Consider the following 18,330-nt stretch of genomic DNA (forward strand, 5'->3'; position numbering starts at 1 on the left):
TCAATTCTCCGTAGTCCGGCTAGCGTAAGGCCGGTAGAGGTGTTCGGCCCCCGTCGCAGCCGGAACACTCCCAAATAAGTTCATAGACGTGAAACATGGTAGCGGCCGGACACGTCCAGCCGCAAGAGACAAACACTGTGATTCAGACGACAAGCCGTTGGGTGACCCAACCTTCGACCCCCTCCAGGGCAGATGCAAGGGCGGGCCCGTCCTCGCCACCACCCTGGGCCAGGTCCGGGCGACCGCCGCCCTTGCCCCCGATCTGACCAGCCACGTGACCCAGCAGTTCCCCGGCCTTGACCCGGCCCATTGCACTACCATTCACGCCCGCCACCAGCGCCACCTTGCCGCCGCTAGTCCCAGCCAGGAGGATGACCGCGTCGCCGAGTTGTTGCTTGAGCCGGTCGATCGCCTCGCGCAGCGCCTTGGCATCGAAGCCCTCCAGGCGCGCGGCAAGCACCTTGATGCCCTCGATGACCTTGGCCTGCCCGGCCAGGTCCGCGGTGGCACCACTGGCCGCCTTGGCTTTCAGGCTTTCCAGCTCACGTTCTAGCTTTTTCTGTCGCTCGGTCAGCTGCTTGAGCTTTTCGACCAGCTCGGCGGGACTGCCACCGACGACATGCGCCGCCTCGGCCAGGCGCCGCTCTTCAGCCGCGACATGATCCAGCGCGCCCTGCCCGGTCACCGCCTCGATGCGCCGCACGCCAGCCGAAACGCCGCTTTCACTGACGATCTTGAACAGGCCGATGTCCCCGGTGCGCTGCACGTGCGTCCCGCCGCACAGCTCGGTGGACGTATCGCCCATGCGCAGCACGCGGACGTGCTCGCCGTATTTTTCGCCAAACAGCGCCATGGCCCCGAAATCCAGCGCCTCCTGCATGGCCATGTGCCGGATCTCGGCCGCATGGTTGGCACGGATCTCCGCGTTCACCCGGCGCTCGACCTCGGCCAACTCTTCCGCCGAGACCGGCTGGAAATGCGAGAAATCAAAGCGCAGACGATCCGGCGCGACCAGCGAGCCCTTCTGTTGCACATGTGTGCCCAACAGGGCCCGCAGCGCCGCGTGCAGCAGATGCGTGGCCGAGTGGTTGAGGATGGTGGCACTCCGGCGTGCGACGTCGGCATGACCAGACACGATGTCGCCGACCGAGAGCGTGCCCTGCTCCAGCACACCGAGATGACCGTGGAACTGGCCGGCGAGTTTCAGGGTGTCGGACACCTGGAAGCGCCCGCCGGAGGGGGTCAGTACGCCGGTATCGCCGACCTGTCCGCCGGACTCGGCGTAGAACGGCGTCTTGTCCAACAGCACGATGCCCTCCTGGCCCGCCTCGAGTCGCTGGACCGGGCGGCCGTCAAGGAGCAGCGCGACCGCCTTCAGGTCCTCGGCCTCCAAGGCGTCATATCCCAGAAACTCGGTCGGTGCCAGCTGTGCCACCAGATCGGCCGGCAGTGCGGTGCCACCGGAGAACTTGCCCGCGGCCCGCGCGGTCTGCCGCTGCTGCTCCATCGCCGCATCGAACCCACCCATGTCCACCTGCAGGCCGCGCTCGCGGGCGATGTCGGCGGTGAGATCCACGGGGAAGCCATAGGTGTCGTACAGGCGGAATGCCTCTTCACCCGCGATCGTGACGCCCTGGGTGTTGGCGACGATGTCCTCGAAGATGCGCATCCCGGCGTCCAGGGTCTCGGCGAAACGCTCCTCCTCGGCCCCAAGGGCCCGCTCGACGAGCACCTGTTGTTCGGCCAGTTCGGGATAGGCCCCACCCATCAGGGACACCAGGGTCGGCACCAGCTTGCTGAAGAACGGCTCGCGCACCCCCAGCATCCAGCCATGACGCAAGGCGCGGCGGATGATCCGGCGCAGCACGTAGCCGCGTCCCTCGTTGGAAGGCAGCACGCCGTCGACGATTAGGAACGAGCAGGCCCGGATGTGGTCGGCGATCACCCGTAGCGACTTGTTTTCCAGATCGGCCGTGCCGGTCAGGCGTGCCACTTCCTTGATCAACGTCTGGAACAGGTCGATTTCATAGTTGCTATGCACGTGCTGCAGCACGGCCACCAGGCGCTCCAGGCCCATCCCGGTATCCACACACGGCGCCGGCAGCGGGACCAGGGTGCCGTCAGGCTGACGGTCGAACTGCATGAACACCAAGTTCCAGATCTCGATGAACCGGTCGCCATCTTCTTCGGGCGATCCCGGCGGGCCACCCGGGATCTCCGGCCCGTGGTCATAGAAGATCTCGGTGCAGGGGCCGCAGGGGCCGGTGTCGGCCATCTGCCAGAAATTGTCCGATGCGTAGGGCGCGCCCTTGTTGTCACCGATGCGCACGATGCGCTCGGCCGGCACGCCGATCATGTCGCGCCAGTAGCCATAGGCTTCGTCGTCGTCGTGGTAGACGGTGACCAGCAGGCGCTCGGCCGGCAGCTTCCAGACCTGGGTCAACAGTTCCCAGGCCCAGCTGATCGCTTCCTTCTTGAAATAGTCGCCGAACGACCAGTTGCCCAGCATCTCGAAGAAGGTGTGGTGCCGGGCGGTGTAGCCCACCTGGTCCAGGTCGTTGTGCTTGCCGCCGGCCCGCAGGCAGCGCTGGACATCGGCCGCGCGCACGTAGCTGCGCTTCTCCGCCCCCAGGAAGGTGTCCTTGAACTGGACCATGCCGGAATTGGTGAACAACAGGGTCGGATCGTTGCCCGGCACCAGCGGCGCCGAGGGCACGATGGTATGGCCCTTGTCACGGAAGAAATCGAGGAAGTCCTGGCGGACCTGGTTGCTGCTGAAGGTAGGCGCGGTCATGTGGGAGCTTGCGTTGGGCGAGCGGCTGGCAAAACAGGCCGCGATCCCCTTTACATGCGGATGCAGCCTGTCCCGGACAACCTTGAACCACCAAGGGTAGCAAAGCCCAGGGGCTCAGTCCTCCGGCAAGCCGCGCAAGACCGCCCGGACCGCATCGCCATCGAAGCCGCGCCGCAGCAGCAGATCAGCAGCCTTGCGCTGGGCCGCCAGGTCTTCCAGCCGCTCGGCCCCGAAGCGCCGCGCGACCAGATCGGCGGCCAGCGCCCGCCAATCGCCCTCGAAGGTCGCCAGGGCCCGTGCGACCTGGGCGCTGCCGAGCCCATGGGTTTCCAGCTCGACCTCGATATAACGCGGCCCATAGCCGGACGCCACGCGGGTGCGGACCAGGGATTCAGCGAAACGGTCGTCGTCCTGCCAGCCCTCGCCGGCTAGGCGGTCCAGCGCGGCGGCAGCGTCCTCGCTGCTGACCCCGCGGGCAACCAGCTTGCGGATCAACTCCTTGCGCGAATGCTCGCGCCGCACCAGCAGCGCCAGGGCGCGCTGTACCGGAGTCGGCTCGGGGCGGCGCCGACGGCCTTTGCCGCGCGCCTGTGATACTGACAGATGCTCCTCATCCATGCAGACCTCTGCTTGTGATGATGCTCATGCCGGATGCGCGCTGAAACGGACAAGGGCGCCCGGAACGACGCCCCTGCCCTGATCCAACATCGCCCCATGCAGGCCGGCACCGCCACTGACAGCGGCGCCGGCCCGCATGGAACCGATGAACTCAGTCGTCATCACCTTCGTCGTTTTCGCGGCCGGCGACTTCGGCGGGCTCGAACTTCTGGCGCAGCTCGGCTTCCAGCTTGGCCGCCACTTCGGGGTTTTCGCGCAGATAGGTGCGCGAGTTGTCCTTGCCTTGGCCGATGCGCTCGGAGCCGTAGCTGTACCAGGCGCCAGCCTTGTCGACGATCTTGGCCTCCACGCCCATGTCGATCAGCTCGCCTTCGCGGCTGATGCCCTCGCCGTAGAGGATCTCGGTGACGACCTGCTTGAACGGAGGGGCCATCTTGTTCTTGACCACCTTGATGCGGGTCTGGTTGCCGATGATCTCGTCCCCCTTCTTGATCGCACCGATGCGGCGAATGTCCAGGCGCACCGAGGCGTAGAACTTCAGGGCATTGCCGCCGGTGGTGGTTTCCGGGCTCTGGCCCGGCATCATCACGCCGATCTTCATGCGCAGCTGGTTGATGAAGACCACCAAGGTGTTGGAGCGCTTGATGTTGCCGGTCAGCTTACGCAGCGCCTGGCTCATCAGGCGGGCCTGCAGACCGGGCAACTGGTCGCCCATCTCGCCCTCGATCTCGGCCTTCGGGGTCAGCGCGGCGACCGAGTCGATGACCACGATGTCCACCGAACCCGAGCGCACCAGCATGTCGGCGATTTCCAGCGCCTGCTCGCCGGTATCGGGCTGGGACAGCAGCAGGTCGTCGACGTTCACGCCCAGCTTGCCGGCGTAGATCGGATCCAGCGCGTGCTCGGCGTCAATGAAGGCCGCCGTGCCGCCCTGCTTCTGGCACTGGGCGATGGCCTGCAGGGTCAAGGTCGTCTTGCCCGACGATTCCGGCCCATAGATTTCCACCACACGGCCCTTGGGCAGGCCACCGATCCCCAGGGCGATGTCCAGCATCAGCGAACCGGTCGGGATCACCTCGGTCGCCTCGATCACGCGGTCGCCCATGCGCATCACCGAGCCCTTGCCGAACTGGCGCTCGATCTGGGTCAGGGCCGCGGCCAGGGCGCGCTTCTTGTTCTCGTCCATTGTCAGTGTCCTCAAAGGGGTGGAAATCTGTTGGGAAGCAATCTACGGGGCGGCCATCGCACGGGTTGAGACCGGCCGTCTCGCATCGAAACTTATTGCGCCAGGCCCATCGGCGGCAGCGGACAACGCCGACACGCGTTGTGGGAAAACTCCTGTCTGCGGCGCGCACTCACCGGTTGGGCCTGACCAGCCCGCAATACAGGCCTTCGATGGCGAACTCCTGGTCCGGCCTCACCTCGATGGGCGAATAGTCCGGATTGCGCGGCAGCAGGCGGATGGCATCGCGCCCGATCTTCAACAGCTTGACGGTGATTTCCTCATCGATGCGGGCCACCACGATCTGGCCACTACGTGCATCGCGGGTGCGGTGCACGCCGATCAGGTCGCCCTCGAAGATGCCTTCGTCGCGCATCGAGTCGCCCTTGACCTTAAGTAGGTAGTCCGGCGAAGGCGAAAAGAACACCCGGTCCAGCACCACGTAGTCGTGGTGGTCGGCATCGGCGCCGATCGGCGCACCGGCCGCCACCCGGCCCAGCACCGGCAGGCGCAGGGCGGATTCCTCATTGGCCGGCGCGAAGGCCATCGCTGCCTGCGCCGGTTGCGGCGCCCGCAGCAGGCGGATGCCACGTGCCCGGCCCGGAATCCGCTCGATGGCGCCTGCGGCCTCCAGCGCTTCCAGGTGGTACTGCGCGGCCCGCACGCCCTTGAAGCCCAGCGCACGGGCGATCTCCGTCTGCGACGGCGGCATGCCTTCGGCCTCGAGCCGTTCGGCGATGAAGCTAAGGATGCTCTGCTGGGTCGGCGTCAGATTCATACGTGTAGTAATACTACTAAATTTGCCCGCCGGCAATTGGCTACAAGCTCCCCGTGCGGAATTTTACGTTTTACGATAATTTCAGCGCGCGGCCGTCCTAAGGTTTTTCCAAAACGTCGAGGCGCGTACTACACATCGCATCGTGCGCCTCGGCTGGCGGCGTTCAGCCGTGCGAAGCACCCAAGATCGCCTACCGTGCGATGCATTCGATGCCTCCGGCTTAGCTAAGGAGCGGTTCATGATCATGGAAGCATCGGGCTACCGCATTGATGCAAGTAATTTACGTCTCAACGGGCGCCGCCTTTCCTGGCTTGCCATCTGTGGACAGATTGGTGCAGGGATCGCTTTGGTCAGCATCCCGCTGACCTTGTATTTAGTCGAAAAGCCTGTGGTTGGCAGATCTTTTTTGGCTTTTTTTGGAGACGCCTACGTGTTTGGGCAGTACGCGCCATACAACATGCACGGATTTGTTCAGCTTCTGGCCGCGATCGGATTCCTTGAGGCGCTCCGCCGACTCGGTAAGCGTCTCTCAGGCCCGGCTCCGCTAGGCGAGCCAACAGCTCGCTCACTGATGTCGCTCAACTGGAGCTGTGTCTTAATAACACTCATCTGGTGCCTCAAGTTCGAGCCAGGCCCCGCATCAGGCGACATCGGCTTTGCACTGAACCCAACATTCAATTGGCTCGCCTTTTATGCGGGAGCGCTTTTGTTGGTCGCCATCAAGATTTTGCGAGGCGTGGCGGAAGAAGCCGTAGCGCTCCGCGCTGAAAATGATCAGTTCATCTGATGCCGATCATCGTCAAGCTCGATGTCATGTTGGCGCGACGCGAGATGAGGTCGAGAGACCTTGCCAAAGCGATCGGATTGAGCGAGACCAACCTGTCGCTCCTCAAACAGGGCCATGTAAAGGGTGTTCGCTTTGGCACACTTGAAGCCATCTGCCGGGTCTTGGCGTGCCAGCCGGGTGATCTCCTTGAGTTCCGGCCGGATTGACGAGCTTGCCTTTGTGTCTCAGAGCTCCCGCACACCATCCAGTGCAGCCGCCACCGTCTGCCGGCGCACCGCGTCGCGGTCGCCGTCGAACTGGTAGACCTCGGCGCGGGCGTAGCCGCCGCGGCGCTTCCAGCCGATCCACACCATGCCGACTGGTTTATCCGGGCTGCCCCCGCCCGGGCCGGCGATGCCGGTGACGGCCACGGCCACACTGGCGCCGGAATTGACCAGGGCGCCGGACACCATCTCGATCACCGTCTCGCGGCTGACCGCGCCGAAGGTCTCCAGCGTCTGCGGGCGCACGCCCAGCAGCGCCTGCTTGGCCTCGTAGCTGTAGGCGGCCATGCCGCAGTCGAAGAACGCCGAGGAGCCGGCGATGTCGGTCATGGCCTTGGCAATCCAGCCGCCGGTGCAGCTTTCGGCGGTGACCAGCATGTCGTGGCCCGCGCGCAGGTGCTGACCAACGGAAACGGCCAGCTGTTCGAGTTGGGAATCGGTGGGAGACATGGCGCGCCAAGGCGTGGAGGTCCGTGAAGTATCCCAGATCGCGTCCATTCGCCTCGGCTGACGCATCCTCGGAGGCCTTCCCGCAGTGCAGCATGGGTGATCGATGTAATCGGTTACATTGACGCCCCTGCCGCGACAAGACGGCACTATCGATTCGCCATTTTGGGAAGGGAAACGGCATGACACGATCAGGCATCACGCGCCGCCAGTTGCTGGTGGCCACGGGCGCGGCCACCCTGCTGTCGCAGGTTCCGATGGGCTTCGCGCTCGGGCGCACCCCGACCAAGGCGCCAGCCTTCATCGAAGACCTCATCGGCAAGATGACCCTGGAGGAGAAGGCCGGCCAGTTGACCCTGTTCGCGGCGGCCATGCAGAACGGCGCGGCGGCGGCGGCCAATCCGGTGACCGCCACCGGCGCGGTGACCGCGCAGATCGCGGCGGCCAAAGCCGGCCAGCTGACCGGCGTGTTCAACAGCTCCAACGTGCTCTACCACGAGCGCCTGCAGAAGGCCGCCACGCGGAGCCGGCTGAAGATTCCGATGCTGTTCGCCGCGGACGTGATCCACGGCTTCACCACGGTGTTCCCGGTGCCGCTGGGCGAATCGGCCAGCTTCGAGCCGGACCTAGCCCAGCGCACCGCGCGCGCGGCGGCGATGGAGGCCTCGGCCGTGGGCATCGACTGGACGTTCGCGCCGATGGTGGATATCGCCCGTGATGCGCGCTGGGGCCGCGGCGTGGAGGGCGCTGGCGAGGACGTCCTGCTGGGACGACGCATGGCCCAGGCACGCGTGCGCGGCTTCCAGGGCGACAAGGGCCTGGACGATCCGGAGGCCGTGGTCGCCTGTCCGAAACATTTCTGCGCCTATGGCGCGGCCGAGGGCGGCCTGGACTACAACGCCACCGACGTATCCGAGCGCGTCCTGCGGCAGACCTACTTCCCGCCGTTCCAGGCCGGTTTCGATGCCGGTGCGATGACCACCATGGCCTCGTTCAACGAGATCTCCGGCATCCCGGCCACGGCCAACAAATGGCTGCTGGACGATGTGCTGCGCGGCGAGTGGGACTTCAGCGGCGTGGTGGTGTCCGACTACACCGGCGATGAGGAACTGATCGCCCATGGCTTCGCCCGCGACGGGCGCGACGCCACCCGGCTGGCGATCCTGGCCGGGGTGGACATGAGCATGCAGAGCGGCCTGTACCTGAAGCACCTGCCGGACCTGGTCAAGCGCGGTGAGGTCCCGATGGCGGTGATCGACCGCTCGGTGCGGCGCGTGCTGCAGCTCAAGGCGCAGCTGGGCCTGTTCGATGATCCGTTCCGCCGGATCAAGCCACAGGCGCCTTCGCGTCAGCGCCTGCCCGAAACGCTCGAGCTCGCGCGCGAAGCCGCGCGCAAGTCCGTAGTGCTGCTGAAGAACGACGACGACATCCTGCCGCTGCGCTCCAGCGGCCAGCGCATCGCCCTGATCGGCCCGGTGGCGCAGGACTGGGACAGCACCAAGGGCCCGTGGACCCTGTTCAACGGTGACGACTCGGGCAGCGATCTGGCCCAGGGCATGAAGAGCGCGATGGCCGATGCCTCGCTGCTGCGCTTGGTGGCCGGCAGCGGCTATGCCACCGCGCTGGCTGGCGGCATCCAGGCCGCCGTCGAGGCGGCCCGTGCGTCCGATGTCGTCGTGATGGCCATCGGCGAGTCCCGCGACGATTCGGGCGAGGCGCACTCGCACACCTCCATCACCATTCCCAAGGTGCAACTGGACCTGCTGGACGCGGTGGCGGCCACGGGCAAGCCGGTGGTGGTCGTGCTCAGCAACGGGCGCGCACTGGCCCTGGACACGGTGGTGCCCAAGACCAAGGCCATCCTGGTCGCCTGGTTCCTCGGCTCATCCTCGGGTGCGGGGCTGGCTGACGTCCTGTTCGGCAGGACCGGACCTTCCGGGCGCTTGCCGGTCAGTTTCCCGCGCGAGCCGGGCCAGGTGCCGTACTACTACGATCACAAGATCACCGGCCGCCCCGATCCCAAGCCCGAAGCGCTGACGGCGTTCAAGACCCACTACACGACCATCCCTAATTCGGCGCTGTTCCCCTTCGGCCACGGCCTGACCTACGGGCGTATCGAATACGGCGCGCTGGACATCGGCGATGGCAAGCTTCAGGCCGCCGGCACGCTGGAAGTGCGCGCCACCGTGCATAACCGCGGCGACCGCCCGGCCGAGGAGGTCGTGCAGCTCTACGTACATGACCGCGCGGCCAGCATCACCCGCCCGATCCAGGAGCTGAAGGATTTCCGCAAGGTCGCCATCGCCGCCGGTGGCAGCGCCGAAGTGCGGTTCACCCTGCGCCGCGAGGATCTGCTGTTCATCGGCCAGGACCTCAAGCCGACGGTGGAACCGGGTGTCTTCGACCTGTGGGTCGCGCCCTCGGCCGAAATAGACGGCCTGCACGCCACCTTCGAACTGCTGGCCTGATCCAGCGCGCAGGCCCGCGGCGCGGCGGGCCGCGCATGTCGCCGACCGCCGCATCCGGGGCATGACACCCCGGATGCGGCGGCGCACGTTTTACAATCTGCGGTCACTTCCCCCCTGCGCTCCGATGTCCAAGACCGCGTCGCCCGAACACACCCCGCTGATGAAGCAGTTCTTCGCAGCCAAGTCCGAGTACCCGGACCTGCTGCTGTTCTTCCGCATGGGGGACTTCTACGAGCTGTTCTACGACGACGCGCGCAAGGCCGCGCGGCTGCTGGACATCACTCTGACCCAGCGCGGCAGCTCCGGCGGCGCGCCGATCCCGATGGCCGGCGTGCCGGTGCATGCCTACGAAGGCTATCTGGCGCGGCTGGTGGCGCTGGGCGAATCGGTGGCGATCTGCGAGCAGATCGGCGACCCGGCGCTGGCCAAGGGCTTGGTCGAACGCAAGGTGGTGCGCATCGTCACCCCCGGCACGGTGACCGACGAGGCCCTGCTCAACGAGCGCCGCGACACGCTGCTGATGGCGCTTTCGCGCGGCAAATCCGGGTATGGACTGGCGTGGGCCGACCTAGCCGGCGGGCGCTTCCTGGTCAACGAAGTCGACAGCGACGACGCACTGGAAGCCGAACTGGCCCGCCTGGAGCCGGCCGAACTGCTAGTCCCCGACGAAGAAGGCTGGCCGACCTTCCTGGCCACGCGCACCGGTGCGCGTCGCCGCGCGCCGTGGTTGTTCGATGCCGACAGTGGCCGTCGCCAGCTCCTACAGTTCTTCAGGCTGCATGACCTGACCGGCTTTGGCATCGAGGACAAGCCACAGGCCATCGCCGCCGCCGGCGCGCTGCTGGGCTATGTAGAGGAAACCCAGAAATCGCAGCTGCCGCACCTGACCGCGATCGCGTTCGAGTCCTCGGGCGAGGCCATCGCGATGAACGCGGCCACGCGCCGCCACCTGGAGCTGGACACACGCGTGGACGGCGACACCCGCCACACCCTGCTCGGCATCCTGGACAGCACGGTCACCCCGATGGGCGGACGCCTGCTGCGCCGCTGGCTGCATCGCCCGCTGCGCGACCGCCGCGTGCTGCACCAACGTCACCACGCGGTGGAGACGCTGATCGACCGCGGTACCGAGGCGGACCTGCGCGACGCCTTCCGCGCCTTCGGCGATGTCGAACGCATCCTCACCCGCGTGGCGCTGCGCTCGGCGCGCCCGCGCGACCTGTCCACGCTGCGCAACAGCCTGGCCCTGCTGCCGCGCCTGCGCGAGCTGCTGGGGCCGCTGGATTCGCCGCGCCTGGGCGCGCTGGCCGCGGCCATGGGCGAGCACGACGCCACCGCGCATCTGCTGGTCACCGGCGTGGCCGAACAGCCGCCGCTCAAGCTCACCGATGGCGGGGTGATCGCCGCCGGCTTCGATGCCGAACTGGACGAGCTGCGCCAGCTGTCCACCAACGCCGACCAATTCCTGATCGACCTGGAGACCCGCGAGCGCGAGACCAGCGGCATCGCCACGCTGAAAGTGGGCTACAACCGCGTCCACGGCTATTACATCGAGATCAGCAAGGGCCAATCGGACAAGGCGCCGGTGCATTACACGCGTCGGCAGACCCTGACCAATGCCGAGCGCTACATCACCGAGGAGCTCAAGGCCTTCGAGGACAAGGTGCTGTCGGCACGCGAGCGCGCCCTGTCGCGCGAACGCGTGCTGTACGAGCAGCTGCTGGACGCGCTCAACGAAGTGATCGAGCCGCTCAAGCGCTGCGCCCTGGCCTTGAGCGAGCTGGACGTGCTGTGCGCCTTCGCCGAGCGCGCCCAGGCGCTGGACTGGACGCGTCCGGCGTTGTCCGATGCGCCGTGCCTGGTGATCGAACGCGGCCGCCATCCGGTGGTCGAGGCCGTGCGCAGCGAACCGTTCGAACCCAACGACCTGCGCTTAGACGGCAGTGATACCGCCGAGGCACGCCGCATGCTGGTCATCACCGGCCCCAACATGGGCGGCAAGTCGACCTACATGCGCCAGAATGCGCTGATCGTGCTGCTGGCGCATATCGGCAGTTTCGTGCCCGCCTCACGCGCACAGATCGGCCCGATCGACCGCATCCTCACCCGTATCGGTGCTGGCGACGATTTGGCCAAGGGCCAATCCACCTTCATGGTGGAAATGGCCGAGACCAGCTACATCCTGCATCACGCCACGCGCGAATCGCTGGTACTGATGGACGAGATCGGTCGCGGCACCTCAACCTACGACGGTCTGGCCCTGGCCGACGCCGTCGCCCGCCACCTGGCCCACGCCAACCGGTGTTACACGCTCTTCGCCACGCACTACTTCGAGCTGACGGCGCTGGCCGGCGAGACCGTCGAAGGCGGCCCCAGCGGGATTGCGAATGTGCACCTGGATGCCGTCGAGCACGGCGAGTCGCTGGTGTTCATGCATGCGGTGAAGGATGGCGCGGCCAACCGCAGTTTCGGCCTGCAGGTGGCCGCCCTGGCCGGCCTGCCGCGCACCACCCTGGCCCAGGCACGCCGTCGCCTGGCCGAGCTTGAACAGCGTGGCAGCGACACCCAGGCCTCGACCATGGCGCCCACCGCATTGGATGCGCCACAGCAGTTCGGCCTGTTCGCGCCTGCGCCCTCGGCGGCGCAGGACGCACTAGCGGCGCTGGATCCCGACGAGCTGACTCCCAAGCAGGCGCTCGAGGCGCTGTATCGCCTCAAGGCGCTGCTGTAACGCGACACAGGTCCCGTGGGAGCCAGCACGCTGGCGATGGCGCTTTCCGCTGAAGGCCCATCGCCGCCGTGGCGGCTCCCATGGCATGGGCCTGCACGTCTGCGTCGGGGGCGAGCGCCAGACGCATCGCGCGTTGAAGGGGCTGGTCAGGCCGCAGCGGCCGGCGGCATGTTCGGGTTGGGATGCTGCGGTGCCAGCGCGTTGTCGATCTCCATCGCCCGCAGCGCTGCTGGACGCGACATGTGCGTCTGCACGAAGGCGACGAAGGCCGGGCGCGGCGCGAGCGCGCCGATGCGCAGGTAATAGCCAATGCAGGCGGCGGCATACAGATCGACCGCGGTGAAGTGATCGCCGGCCAGGTGCGTGCGTCCTTCCACCGCCTGCTCCAGCGCGCGCAGCACATCCTCCTCACGTCCGTAGCCGGCACTGACCGGTTCGCAGAGCGCTCCGGCCTCCCTGGCCGTCATCAGCGACTCGAAAGGACCCGCCAGGAAGAACAGCCAGCGGAAATACGCCGCACGCGTCGGCGAATCCTCCGGCGGCGCCAGACGCCGCTCGGGCACCAGCTCGGCCAGGTAGGCGCAGATGGCGGCGTTCTCGGTGACCACTGCCTCGCCATGGCGCAGGGCCGGCACCTTGCCCATCGGATTGATCGCCAGATACTCGGGCGACTTCATGTCCGCGCCGTAGTCAAGGATCCGCGCCTCATACGGCAGGCCGGTTTCTTCGATCATCCAGCGCGCGACGCGGCCGCGCGACAGCGGATGGGTATAGAGGGTCAGGGTCTCGCTCATGGCAACGCTCCGTCACAGGTGAGGCGCCAGTGTCCGGTGCTCCTGCTGACAGCTTCTGTCAGGAGTCGCTGCCGTAGCCGGTGGCCGTGCGCCAGCGCTTGATCAGCACATGCCGACGCGAGGGGTAGCGCTCGCCGGTATCGACCAGGTCGATGACGCGATCGGCGCGGAAGTGGCGAAAATCCCGGCGCAGTTCGCACCACGCCGCCAGCATGCCCAACCCCTCCATGAAGGCCATCGCGAACGGCCAGATCAGGCGCTGGGTGGGCTGGCCCGCACCGTCGGCGTAGTCCATGCGCAGCACGTGCTCCAGGCGCATTCCCAGGCGCAGCGTCGGCAGCCACGGCGCATCCGGTGGCGGTTCGCGCGGGGTGGGCACCAGCAGGCCCGTGGTCTCGATCGACAGCCGCGCGGCGGCCGGCAGCGTCGCACCGATGCGCGTCATGGCCCGTTCGGCCGCCTGTGCCAGCGCCGTGTCCGGCTGTCGAGTGACCCAGCGCGCGCCCAGCGCCAGGGCCTCCAGTTCGTCCTCGCTGAAGTTCAGCGGCGGCAGCAGGAATCCGGGACGCAGCACGTAGCCCACCCCGGGATCGCCGAGGATGTCCGCGCCCTGCCCGCGCAACGTGGCGATGTCCCGGTACAGCGTGCGCAGGCTGACGCCGAGCGCCTCGGCCAGGCGCGCGCCGGCCACGGGACGACGACGCCCGCGCAGGGCATCGAGCAGGTGCAGCAGGCGGGTGGCGCGCGAGGACATCGCGACAGGATAGAGCCCGGCGTCGCGTTGCAGGAACGTGGCGTGACACGCGAATGCCGGGTGCGCTGGGTGGCCGAGGTGGACGGAGGTCCGGTAAGTTCGGCATTCCCCCGAACCCGAAGGATTCCCTGTCATGAACGATGCGCTTTCCGGCTTGGCCGGCACCCTTTTCCAGCAGTTGCAGGGCGCGCCGCTGCAGCAGATGTCCTCGCAACTGGGCACCGACCCGGCCCAGACCCGCAACGCCATCGCCACCGCGCTGCCGATGTTGTTCGCCGCGCTGGGCCGCAACGCGCAGCAGCCCCAGGGCGCCGAGGCGCTGCTGGGCGCCCTGCAGCGCGACCACGCCCAGGCCGCATCGGGCTTCGACCTGGGCAGTCTGGTGGGCGCGGTGCTCGGCGCTGGCGGTGGTCGTCAGACCGACGGGGCTGGAATCCTGGGGCACATCTTCGGCGGCAACACGCCGATGGCCGCCAACGGCCTGGGCCAGGCCACGGGCCTGGGCGGTGACAAGGCCAGCCAGCTCCTGCAGCTGCTGGCGCCGGTGGTGCTGTCGTTCCTGGCGCAGCACTTCCTGGGTGGCAATGGCCAGGGCGACGCCGACCAACTCGGGCAGGCGCTGGGCCAGGAACGCGCCCAGGTGCAGCAGTCCGGGGGGCTGGCCGGAGGGCTGCTGGGCAAGCTGCTGGACCAGGATGGCGACGGCGACCTGGACGTCGGCGACCTGCTCAAGCTCGGCGGTGGCCTGTTTCGCGGGCGCTGAGCCAGCGATAGTCGGGCCCTATCAAAAATCGCACAAATTTCAATTTTCTTTTGCCATCGTCGCTGCCTATGGTGTGGCCTCATCCGCACACGCGAGGCCTGCCATGCGCCAACTCCCGATGACGCCCTTCGCTCGCCCCGCCACCTGCGATGTGTTGCCGATGCCCTGCTGACCGGGGCCTCGCTTCTCCACCCCCACACCCCTGAACGTCCGCGCCTGCGCGTGCGGCCGCGTCTCCTGTGCGCTCCAAACGAGGTAGCCAAGCCATGAACATCGAAGCCAAATGTCCGTTCAACCACGCCGCGGGCGGCGGCACCAGCAACCAGGACTGGTGGCCCAAGCGGCTGCGGGTGGAGCTGCTGGCCCAGCATTCGACCAAGTCCGATCCCCTGGGCAGTGCGTTCAACTACGCCGAGGCGTTCAAGCAGCTCGACTACACGGCGCTCAAGCAGGATCTCAAGGCGCTGATGACCGATTCGCAGGATTGGTGGCCGGCCGACTTCGGCCACTACGGGCCCTTGTTCATCCGCATGGCCTGGCATAGCGCCGGCACCTATCGCGTGCAGGACGGACGCGGCGGCGGTGGACGCGGCCAGCAGCGCTTCGCTCCGCTCAACAGCTGGCCGGACAATGTGAGCCTGGACAAGGCCCGCCGCCTGCTGTGGCCGATCAAACAAAAGTACGGGCAGGCCATCTCCTGGGCCGACCTGATGATCCTCACCGGCAACGTCGCGCTGGAATCGATGGGCTTCAAGACCTTCGGCTTTGCCGGTGGCCGCGAGGACACCTGGGAGCCGGACCAGGACGTGTACTGGGGCACCGAGACCACCTGGCTGGGCGGCGACGAGCGCTATGCCCACGGTTCGCCCGGTGTGGACAAGCCAGGCGATGAAGCGGTGCTGGTCTCCGACGACGATGCCGATGGCGACGAACACTCGCGCAAGCTGGAAAACCCGCTGGCCGCGGTGCAGATGGGCCTGATCTACGTCAATCCCGAAGGCCCGGACGGCAATCCCGATCCGCTCAAGGCCGCTTACGACATCCGCGACACCTTTGGCCGGATGGCGATGAACGATGAGGAGACCGTCGCCCTGATCGCCGGCGGCCACAGCTTCGGCAAGACCCATGGCGCCGGCCCGGCTGACCAAGTCGGCCACGAACCCGAAGCCGGCGACTTGGAACAGCAGGGCCTGGGCTGGCACAACACCTTCGGCAGCGGCAAGGGCGCCGACACCATCACCTCCGGCCTGGAAGTCACCTGGACCACCACCCCGGCGCAGTGGAGCCATGACTTCTTCAAGCACCTGTTCGGCTACGAGTGGGAGTTGAGCAAGAGCCCGGCCGGCGCGCACCAGTGGGTGGCCAAGGACGCGCAAGCCACCATCCCCGATCCGCACGGCACCGGCAAGCGCCTGCCAACCATGCTGACCACCGACCTGGCCCTGCGCATGGACCCGGCCTACGAGAAGATCTCGCGCCGCTTCCTGGATCATCCGGAGGAGTTCGCCGACGCCTTCGCGCGCGCCTGGTTCAAGCTGACCCACCGCGACATGGGGCCCAAATCGCGCTACCTGGGCCCGGAAGTGCCGGCAGAGGACCTGCTGTGGCAGGACCCGATTCCGACCTCGACCACGGCGCTGGACGCAGCGGACATCGACGCGCTCAAAGACAGGGTCGCAGCCTCTGGCCTGAGTGTGGCCGAGCTGGTCTCCACCGCCTGGGCCTCGGCCTCGACCTTCCGCGGCTCGGACAAGCGCGGTGGCGCCAACGGCGCGCGCATCGCCCTGGCACCGATGAAGGACTGGAAGGTCAACCAGCCCGCGCAACTGTCCAAGGTGCTGGCCAAGCTGAAGGAGATCGGCCAGGACTTCGGCAAGCCGGTCTCGCTGGCCGACCTGATCGTGCTCGGCGGCGGCGTGGGGGTGGAGCAGGCGGCCAAGGCCGCGGGCCATGACATCACCGTGCCGTTCCATCCAGGCCGTGGCGACGCGACCCAGGAACAGACCGATGTCGAATCGGTGGACATGCTGGAGCCCAAGGCCGATGGCTTCCGCAACTACCTGGCCGGCGGCATCGGCGTGGCCGGCGAAGCGCTGCTGATCGACAAGGCCCAGCTGCTGACCCTGACCGCGCCGGAGATGACCGTGCTGGTTGGCGGCCTGCGCGTGCTGGGTGCCAATGTCGATGGCGTGGCCCACGGCGTGTTCACCGACAAGCCGGGCACGTTGAGCAACGACTTCTTCGTCAACCTGCTGGACATGGGCACCGCGTGGCAGGCGACCTCGCGCAATACCTACCAGGGCACTAATCGCAACACCGGCGCCAAGACCTGGACGGCCACGCGCGCCGATCTGGTGTTCGGCTCCAACGCCATCCTGCGCGCCCTGGCCGAGGTCTATGCCGGCGCCGATGCCAAGGAGAAGTTCATCAAGGACTTCGTCGCGGCCTGGGCCAAGGTGATGGAGCTGGACCGCTTCGACCTGAAGTAAGCCAAGCCCGCACCACCGGTCACACGACAACGGCGCCCTCTGGCGCCGTTGTCGCACAATACCGCGCTTGCCAATCGCCATCCGCCCCCGCCATGAGTGATGTCGACCACCGCGTGCACGGCGTGGGGCCGGAGGATGTCGTGCCCGACTGGCCGCCCCTGCAGGCGGGCGAACTCGAGGCGCTGCTGGCCGACTATCCGGCGTTCGCAGCAGGGCCGCATCGCATCGCCTGGCACAGCCCGCGCCCGCTCTCGGCCGCAGCCCTGGTGGACACCGCACGTGGCCGCGTGTTCGTCAAACGCCACCATGTCAGCGTGCGCACGGCCGCGTGCCTGGAAGAAGAGCATCGCTTCATCGCGCACCTGCGCGGCAAGGGGCTGCCGGTCGTCGAGGTCTTTGCCGATGCGCGCGGCCACACCGCGGTCACGCGCGGCGACTGGACCTATGAAGTCCACAGCACCGGGCTTGGCGAGGACGTGTATCGCCAGACCACGTCGTGGACACCGCTGACCGACCTGGCCCGTGCGCGCGAGGCGGGCGCCATGCTGGCTCGGCTGCACCAGGCCGCAGCCGATGACCACGCCCCCCAGCGCAGCACGCACGTGCTGGTGGCCCGCGACGACCTGCTCCGCGCCGAGGATCCCATCGTGGCCCTGCAGGCGCAGTTTGCAGAACGTCCGGCTTTGCGCGAGTGGCTGCAATCGCGCGACTGGCAACGCGATTTCGCGCGCGACCTGCTGCCATGGCACGCCGGCCTTGCAACGCGCCTGCGCGACACCCCGCGCCTGTGGGCGCACAACGACTGGCACGTGTCCAACCTGCTGTGGCAGCGCGAGGGCACTGCGCTGCGCATCAGCGGCGTGCTCGACTTCGGCCTGGCTTCGCCGACCAGCGCCATGTTCGACCTGGCCACCGCGATCGAACGCAATGCCATCGCCTGGCTGTCGCTGGAAGCAGGCTTCGATGCGGTGCATCTGCAGACCGCCTGCGCGCTGATCGCCGGCTACCGCGAGGTGCTGCCGCTGGACGCGGCCTCGGTGCAGTTGCTGGCCGACCTGCTGCCGCTGGTACACCTGGAATTCGCCCTGTCCGAGGTCGAGTACTTCCATGCCATCACCCGCTCGCCGGACAACGCGGCGGTGGCCTACGACGTGTTCCTGCTGGGTCATGCGCGATGGTTCGCCAGCGCGCCCGGCCAGGCCTTGCTGCAAGCGATCCGCGCAACGGCCTGATACGCCGGATGTGCAAATCCTAGCGAAATGGTGTCAAATGCGCGCTCTGAAGCGGGGGTGCCCGGCGTTTGCCGGGCTGAGAGAGTCCCTTGGAACCTGACCCGGTTAGCACCGGCGTAGGGAGCTTTGAGCAGCACCAGTGGTCCGCCCGTGGAAGGCGTGCGCCGGTGCGCCGTCGCTTCGTCCTTGT

The 18,330-nt window shown here is 67.3% G+C and carries 14 protein-coding genes and 1 riboswitch; of the genes, 7 read left to right on the forward strand and 7 right to left on the reverse strand.

Annotated elements, in window-relative coordinates; translation table 11 throughout:
• Nucleotides 1-142: 142 nt before the first annotated feature.
• The 4 genes from alaS to lexA form a co-directional block, all read right to left on the reverse strand.
• On the reverse strand, nt 143-2,794 hold the full coding sequence (gene alaS, locus ACORQU_RS00940; protein ID WP_491642837.1) for an alanine--tRNA ligase: 2,652 nt from the start codon (nt 2,792-2,794) through the stop codon (nt 143-145).
• 114 nt (nt 2,795-2,908) lie between these two features.
• Nucleotides 2,909-3,397 (reverse strand): regulatory protein RecX, encoded by a 489-nt coding sequence (locus ACORQU_RS00945; protein WP_491645190.1) that lies wholly within the window; start codon nt 3,395-3,397, stop codon nt 2,909-2,911.
• A 166-nt stretch (nt 3,398-3,563) separates the two neighbouring features.
• A complete protein-coding gene (gene recA, locus ACORQU_RS00950) occupies nt 3,564-4,598 on the reverse strand; it encodes a recombinase RecA (RefSeq protein ID WP_491642838.1) in 1,035 nt (344 codons plus the stop codon).
• Nucleotides 4,599-4,767: 169 nt separating this feature from the next.
• Nucleotides 4,768-5,412 carry a transcriptional repressor LexA gene (gene lexA / locus ACORQU_RS00955; protein WP_491642839.1) on the reverse strand — a complete coding sequence of 215 codons (645 nt, stop codon included), beginning with the start codon at nt 5,410-5,412 and terminating at the stop codon, nt 4,768-4,770.
• A 238-nt stretch (nt 5,413-5,650) separates the two neighbouring features.
• Here lexA and ACORQU_RS00960 point away from each other — a divergent pair, with 238 nt between their 5' ends.
• Together ACORQU_RS00960 and ACORQU_RS00965 are read left to right on the forward strand one after the other, a co-directional pair.
• Nucleotides 5,651-6,199 carry a hypothetical protein gene (locus tag ACORQU_RS00960; protein ID WP_491642841.1) on the forward strand — a complete coding sequence of 183 codons (549 nt, stop codon included), beginning with the start codon at nt 5,651-5,653 and terminating at the stop codon, nt 6,197-6,199.
• Complete coding sequence (locus tag ACORQU_RS00965; protein WP_491642842.1) at nt 6,199-6,405, forward strand: helix-turn-helix domain-containing protein; 207 nt, start codon at nt 6,199-6,201, stop codon at nt 6,403-6,405. Before ACORQU_RS00960 ends, ACORQU_RS00965 begins: the two co-directional genes overlap by 1 nt.
• A gap of 18 nt (nt 6,406-6,423) precedes the next feature.
• Here the strand turns inward: ACORQU_RS00965 and ACORQU_RS00970 are convergent, their stop codons facing one another.
• Nucleotides 6,424-6,912, reverse strand: coding sequence for a CinA family protein (locus ACORQU_RS00970; RefSeq protein ID WP_491642843.1), 489 nt, complete (start codon nt 6,910-6,912; stop codon nt 6,424-6,426).
• A gap of 179 nt (nt 6,913-7,091) precedes the next feature.
• On the opposite strand from ACORQU_RS00970, the gene ACORQU_RS00975 reads away from it, so the two are divergent.
• Both ACORQU_RS00975 and mutS read left to right on the forward strand, forming a co-directional pair.
• Nucleotides 7,092-9,377, forward strand: a complete 2,286-nt coding sequence (locus ACORQU_RS00975; RefSeq protein WP_491642844.1) for a glycoside hydrolase family 3 N-terminal domain-containing protein — start codon at nt 7,092-7,094, stop codon at nt 9,375-9,377.
• A 124-nt stretch (nt 9,378-9,501) separates the two neighbouring features.
• Complete coding sequence (gene mutS, locus ACORQU_RS00980) at nt 9,502-12,108, forward strand: DNA mismatch repair protein MutS (protein WP_491642845.1); 2,607 nt, start codon at nt 9,502-9,504, stop codon at nt 12,106-12,108.
• Between the two features lie 146 nt (nt 12,109-12,254).
• Here the strand turns inward: mutS and ACORQU_RS00985 are convergent, their stop codons facing one another.
• Nucleotides 12,255-12,902, reverse strand: a complete 648-nt coding sequence (locus ACORQU_RS00985; RefSeq protein ID WP_491642846.1) for a glutathione S-transferase family protein — start codon at nt 12,900-12,902, stop codon at nt 12,255-12,257.
• Between the two features lie 58 nt (nt 12,903-12,960).
• Complete coding sequence (locus tag ACORQU_RS00990) at nt 12,961-13,656, reverse strand: helix-turn-helix transcriptional regulator (protein ID WP_491642847.1); 696 nt, start codon at nt 13,654-13,656, stop codon at nt 12,961-12,963.
• 133 nt (nt 13,657-13,789) lie between these two features.
• On the opposite strand from ACORQU_RS00990, the gene ACORQU_RS00995 reads away from it, so the two are divergent.
• The 3 genes from ACORQU_RS00995 to ACORQU_RS01005 all read left to right on the forward strand — a co-directional run bounded on the left by ACORQU_RS00995 (nt 13,790) and on the right by ACORQU_RS01005 (nt 18,140).
• Nucleotides 13,790-14,419 carry a DUF937 domain-containing protein gene (locus ACORQU_RS00995; protein ID WP_491642848.1) on the forward strand — a complete coding sequence of 210 codons (630 nt, stop codon included), beginning with the start codon at nt 13,790-13,792 and terminating at the stop codon, nt 14,417-14,419.
• A 266-nt stretch (nt 14,420-14,685) separates the two neighbouring features.
• The gene (gene katG, locus ACORQU_RS01000; protein WP_491642850.1) at nt 14,686-16,908 is read left to right on the forward strand and encodes a catalase/peroxidase HPI; all 2,223 of its coding nucleotides are present in this window, start codon (nt 14,686-14,688) and stop codon (nt 16,906-16,908) included.
• A gap of 92 nt (nt 16,909-17,000) precedes the next feature.
• Complete coding sequence (locus tag ACORQU_RS01005; protein WP_491642851.1) at nt 17,001-18,140, forward strand: phosphotransferase enzyme family protein; 1,140 nt, start codon at nt 17,001-17,003, stop codon at nt 18,138-18,140.
• Between the two features lie 43 nt (nt 18,141-18,183).
• A riboswitch (TPP riboswitch) is annotated at nt 18,184-18,280 on the forward strand.
• Nucleotides 18,281-18,330 lie beyond the last annotated feature (50 nt).

The organism is Pseudoxanthomonas sp. JC1303 (assembly GCF_058448525.1).

Bases quoted from the DNA above. Each gene is read 5' to 3' on its own strand.
- alaS (WP_491642837.1), bottom strand. From the start codon at position 2,794: ATGACCGCGCCTACCTTCAGCAGCAACCAGGTCCGCCAGGACTTCCTC.
- recA (WP_491642838.1), bottom strand. From the start codon at position 4,598: ATGGACGAGAACAAGAAGCGCGCCCTGGCCGCGGCCCTGACCCAGATC.
- lexA (WP_491642839.1), bottom strand. From the start codon at position 5,412: ATGAATCTGACGCCGACCCAGCAGAGCATCCTTAGCTTCATCGCCGAA.
- ACORQU_RS00960 (WP_491642841.1), top strand. From the start codon at position 5,651: ATGATCATGGAAGCATCGGGCTACCGCATTGATGCAAGTAATTTACGT.
- ACORQU_RS00965 (WP_491642842.1), top strand. From the start codon at position 6,199: ATGCCGATCATCGTCAAGCTCGATGTCATGTTGGCGCGACGCGAGATG.
- ACORQU_RS00970 (WP_491642843.1), bottom strand. From the start codon at position 6,912: ATGTCTCCCACCGATTCCCAACTCGAACAGCTGGCCGTTTCCGTTGGT.
- ACORQU_RS00975 (WP_491642844.1), top strand. From the start codon at position 7,092: ATGACACGATCAGGCATCACGCGCCGCCAGTTGCTGGTGGCCACGGGC.
- mutS (WP_491642845.1), top strand. From the start codon at position 9,502: ATGTCCAAGACCGCGTCGCCCGAACACACCCCGCTGATGAAGCAGTTC.
- ACORQU_RS00985 (WP_491642846.1), bottom strand. From the start codon at position 12,902: ATGAGCGAGACCCTGACCCTCTATACCCATCCGCTGTCGCGCGGCCGC.
- ACORQU_RS00990 (WP_491642847.1), bottom strand. From the start codon at position 13,656: ATGTCCTCGCGCGCCACCCGCCTGCTGCACCTGCTCGATGCCCTGCGC.
- ACORQU_RS00995 (WP_491642848.1), top strand. From the start codon at position 13,790: ATGAACGATGCGCTTTCCGGCTTGGCCGGCACCCTTTTCCAGCAGTTG.
- katG (WP_491642850.1), top strand. From the start codon at position 14,686: ATGAACATCGAAGCCAAATGTCCGTTCAACCACGCCGCGGGCGGCGGC.
- ACORQU_RS01005 (WP_491642851.1), top strand. From the start codon at position 17,001: ATGAGTGATGTCGACCACCGCGTGCACGGCGTGGGGCCGGAGGATGTC.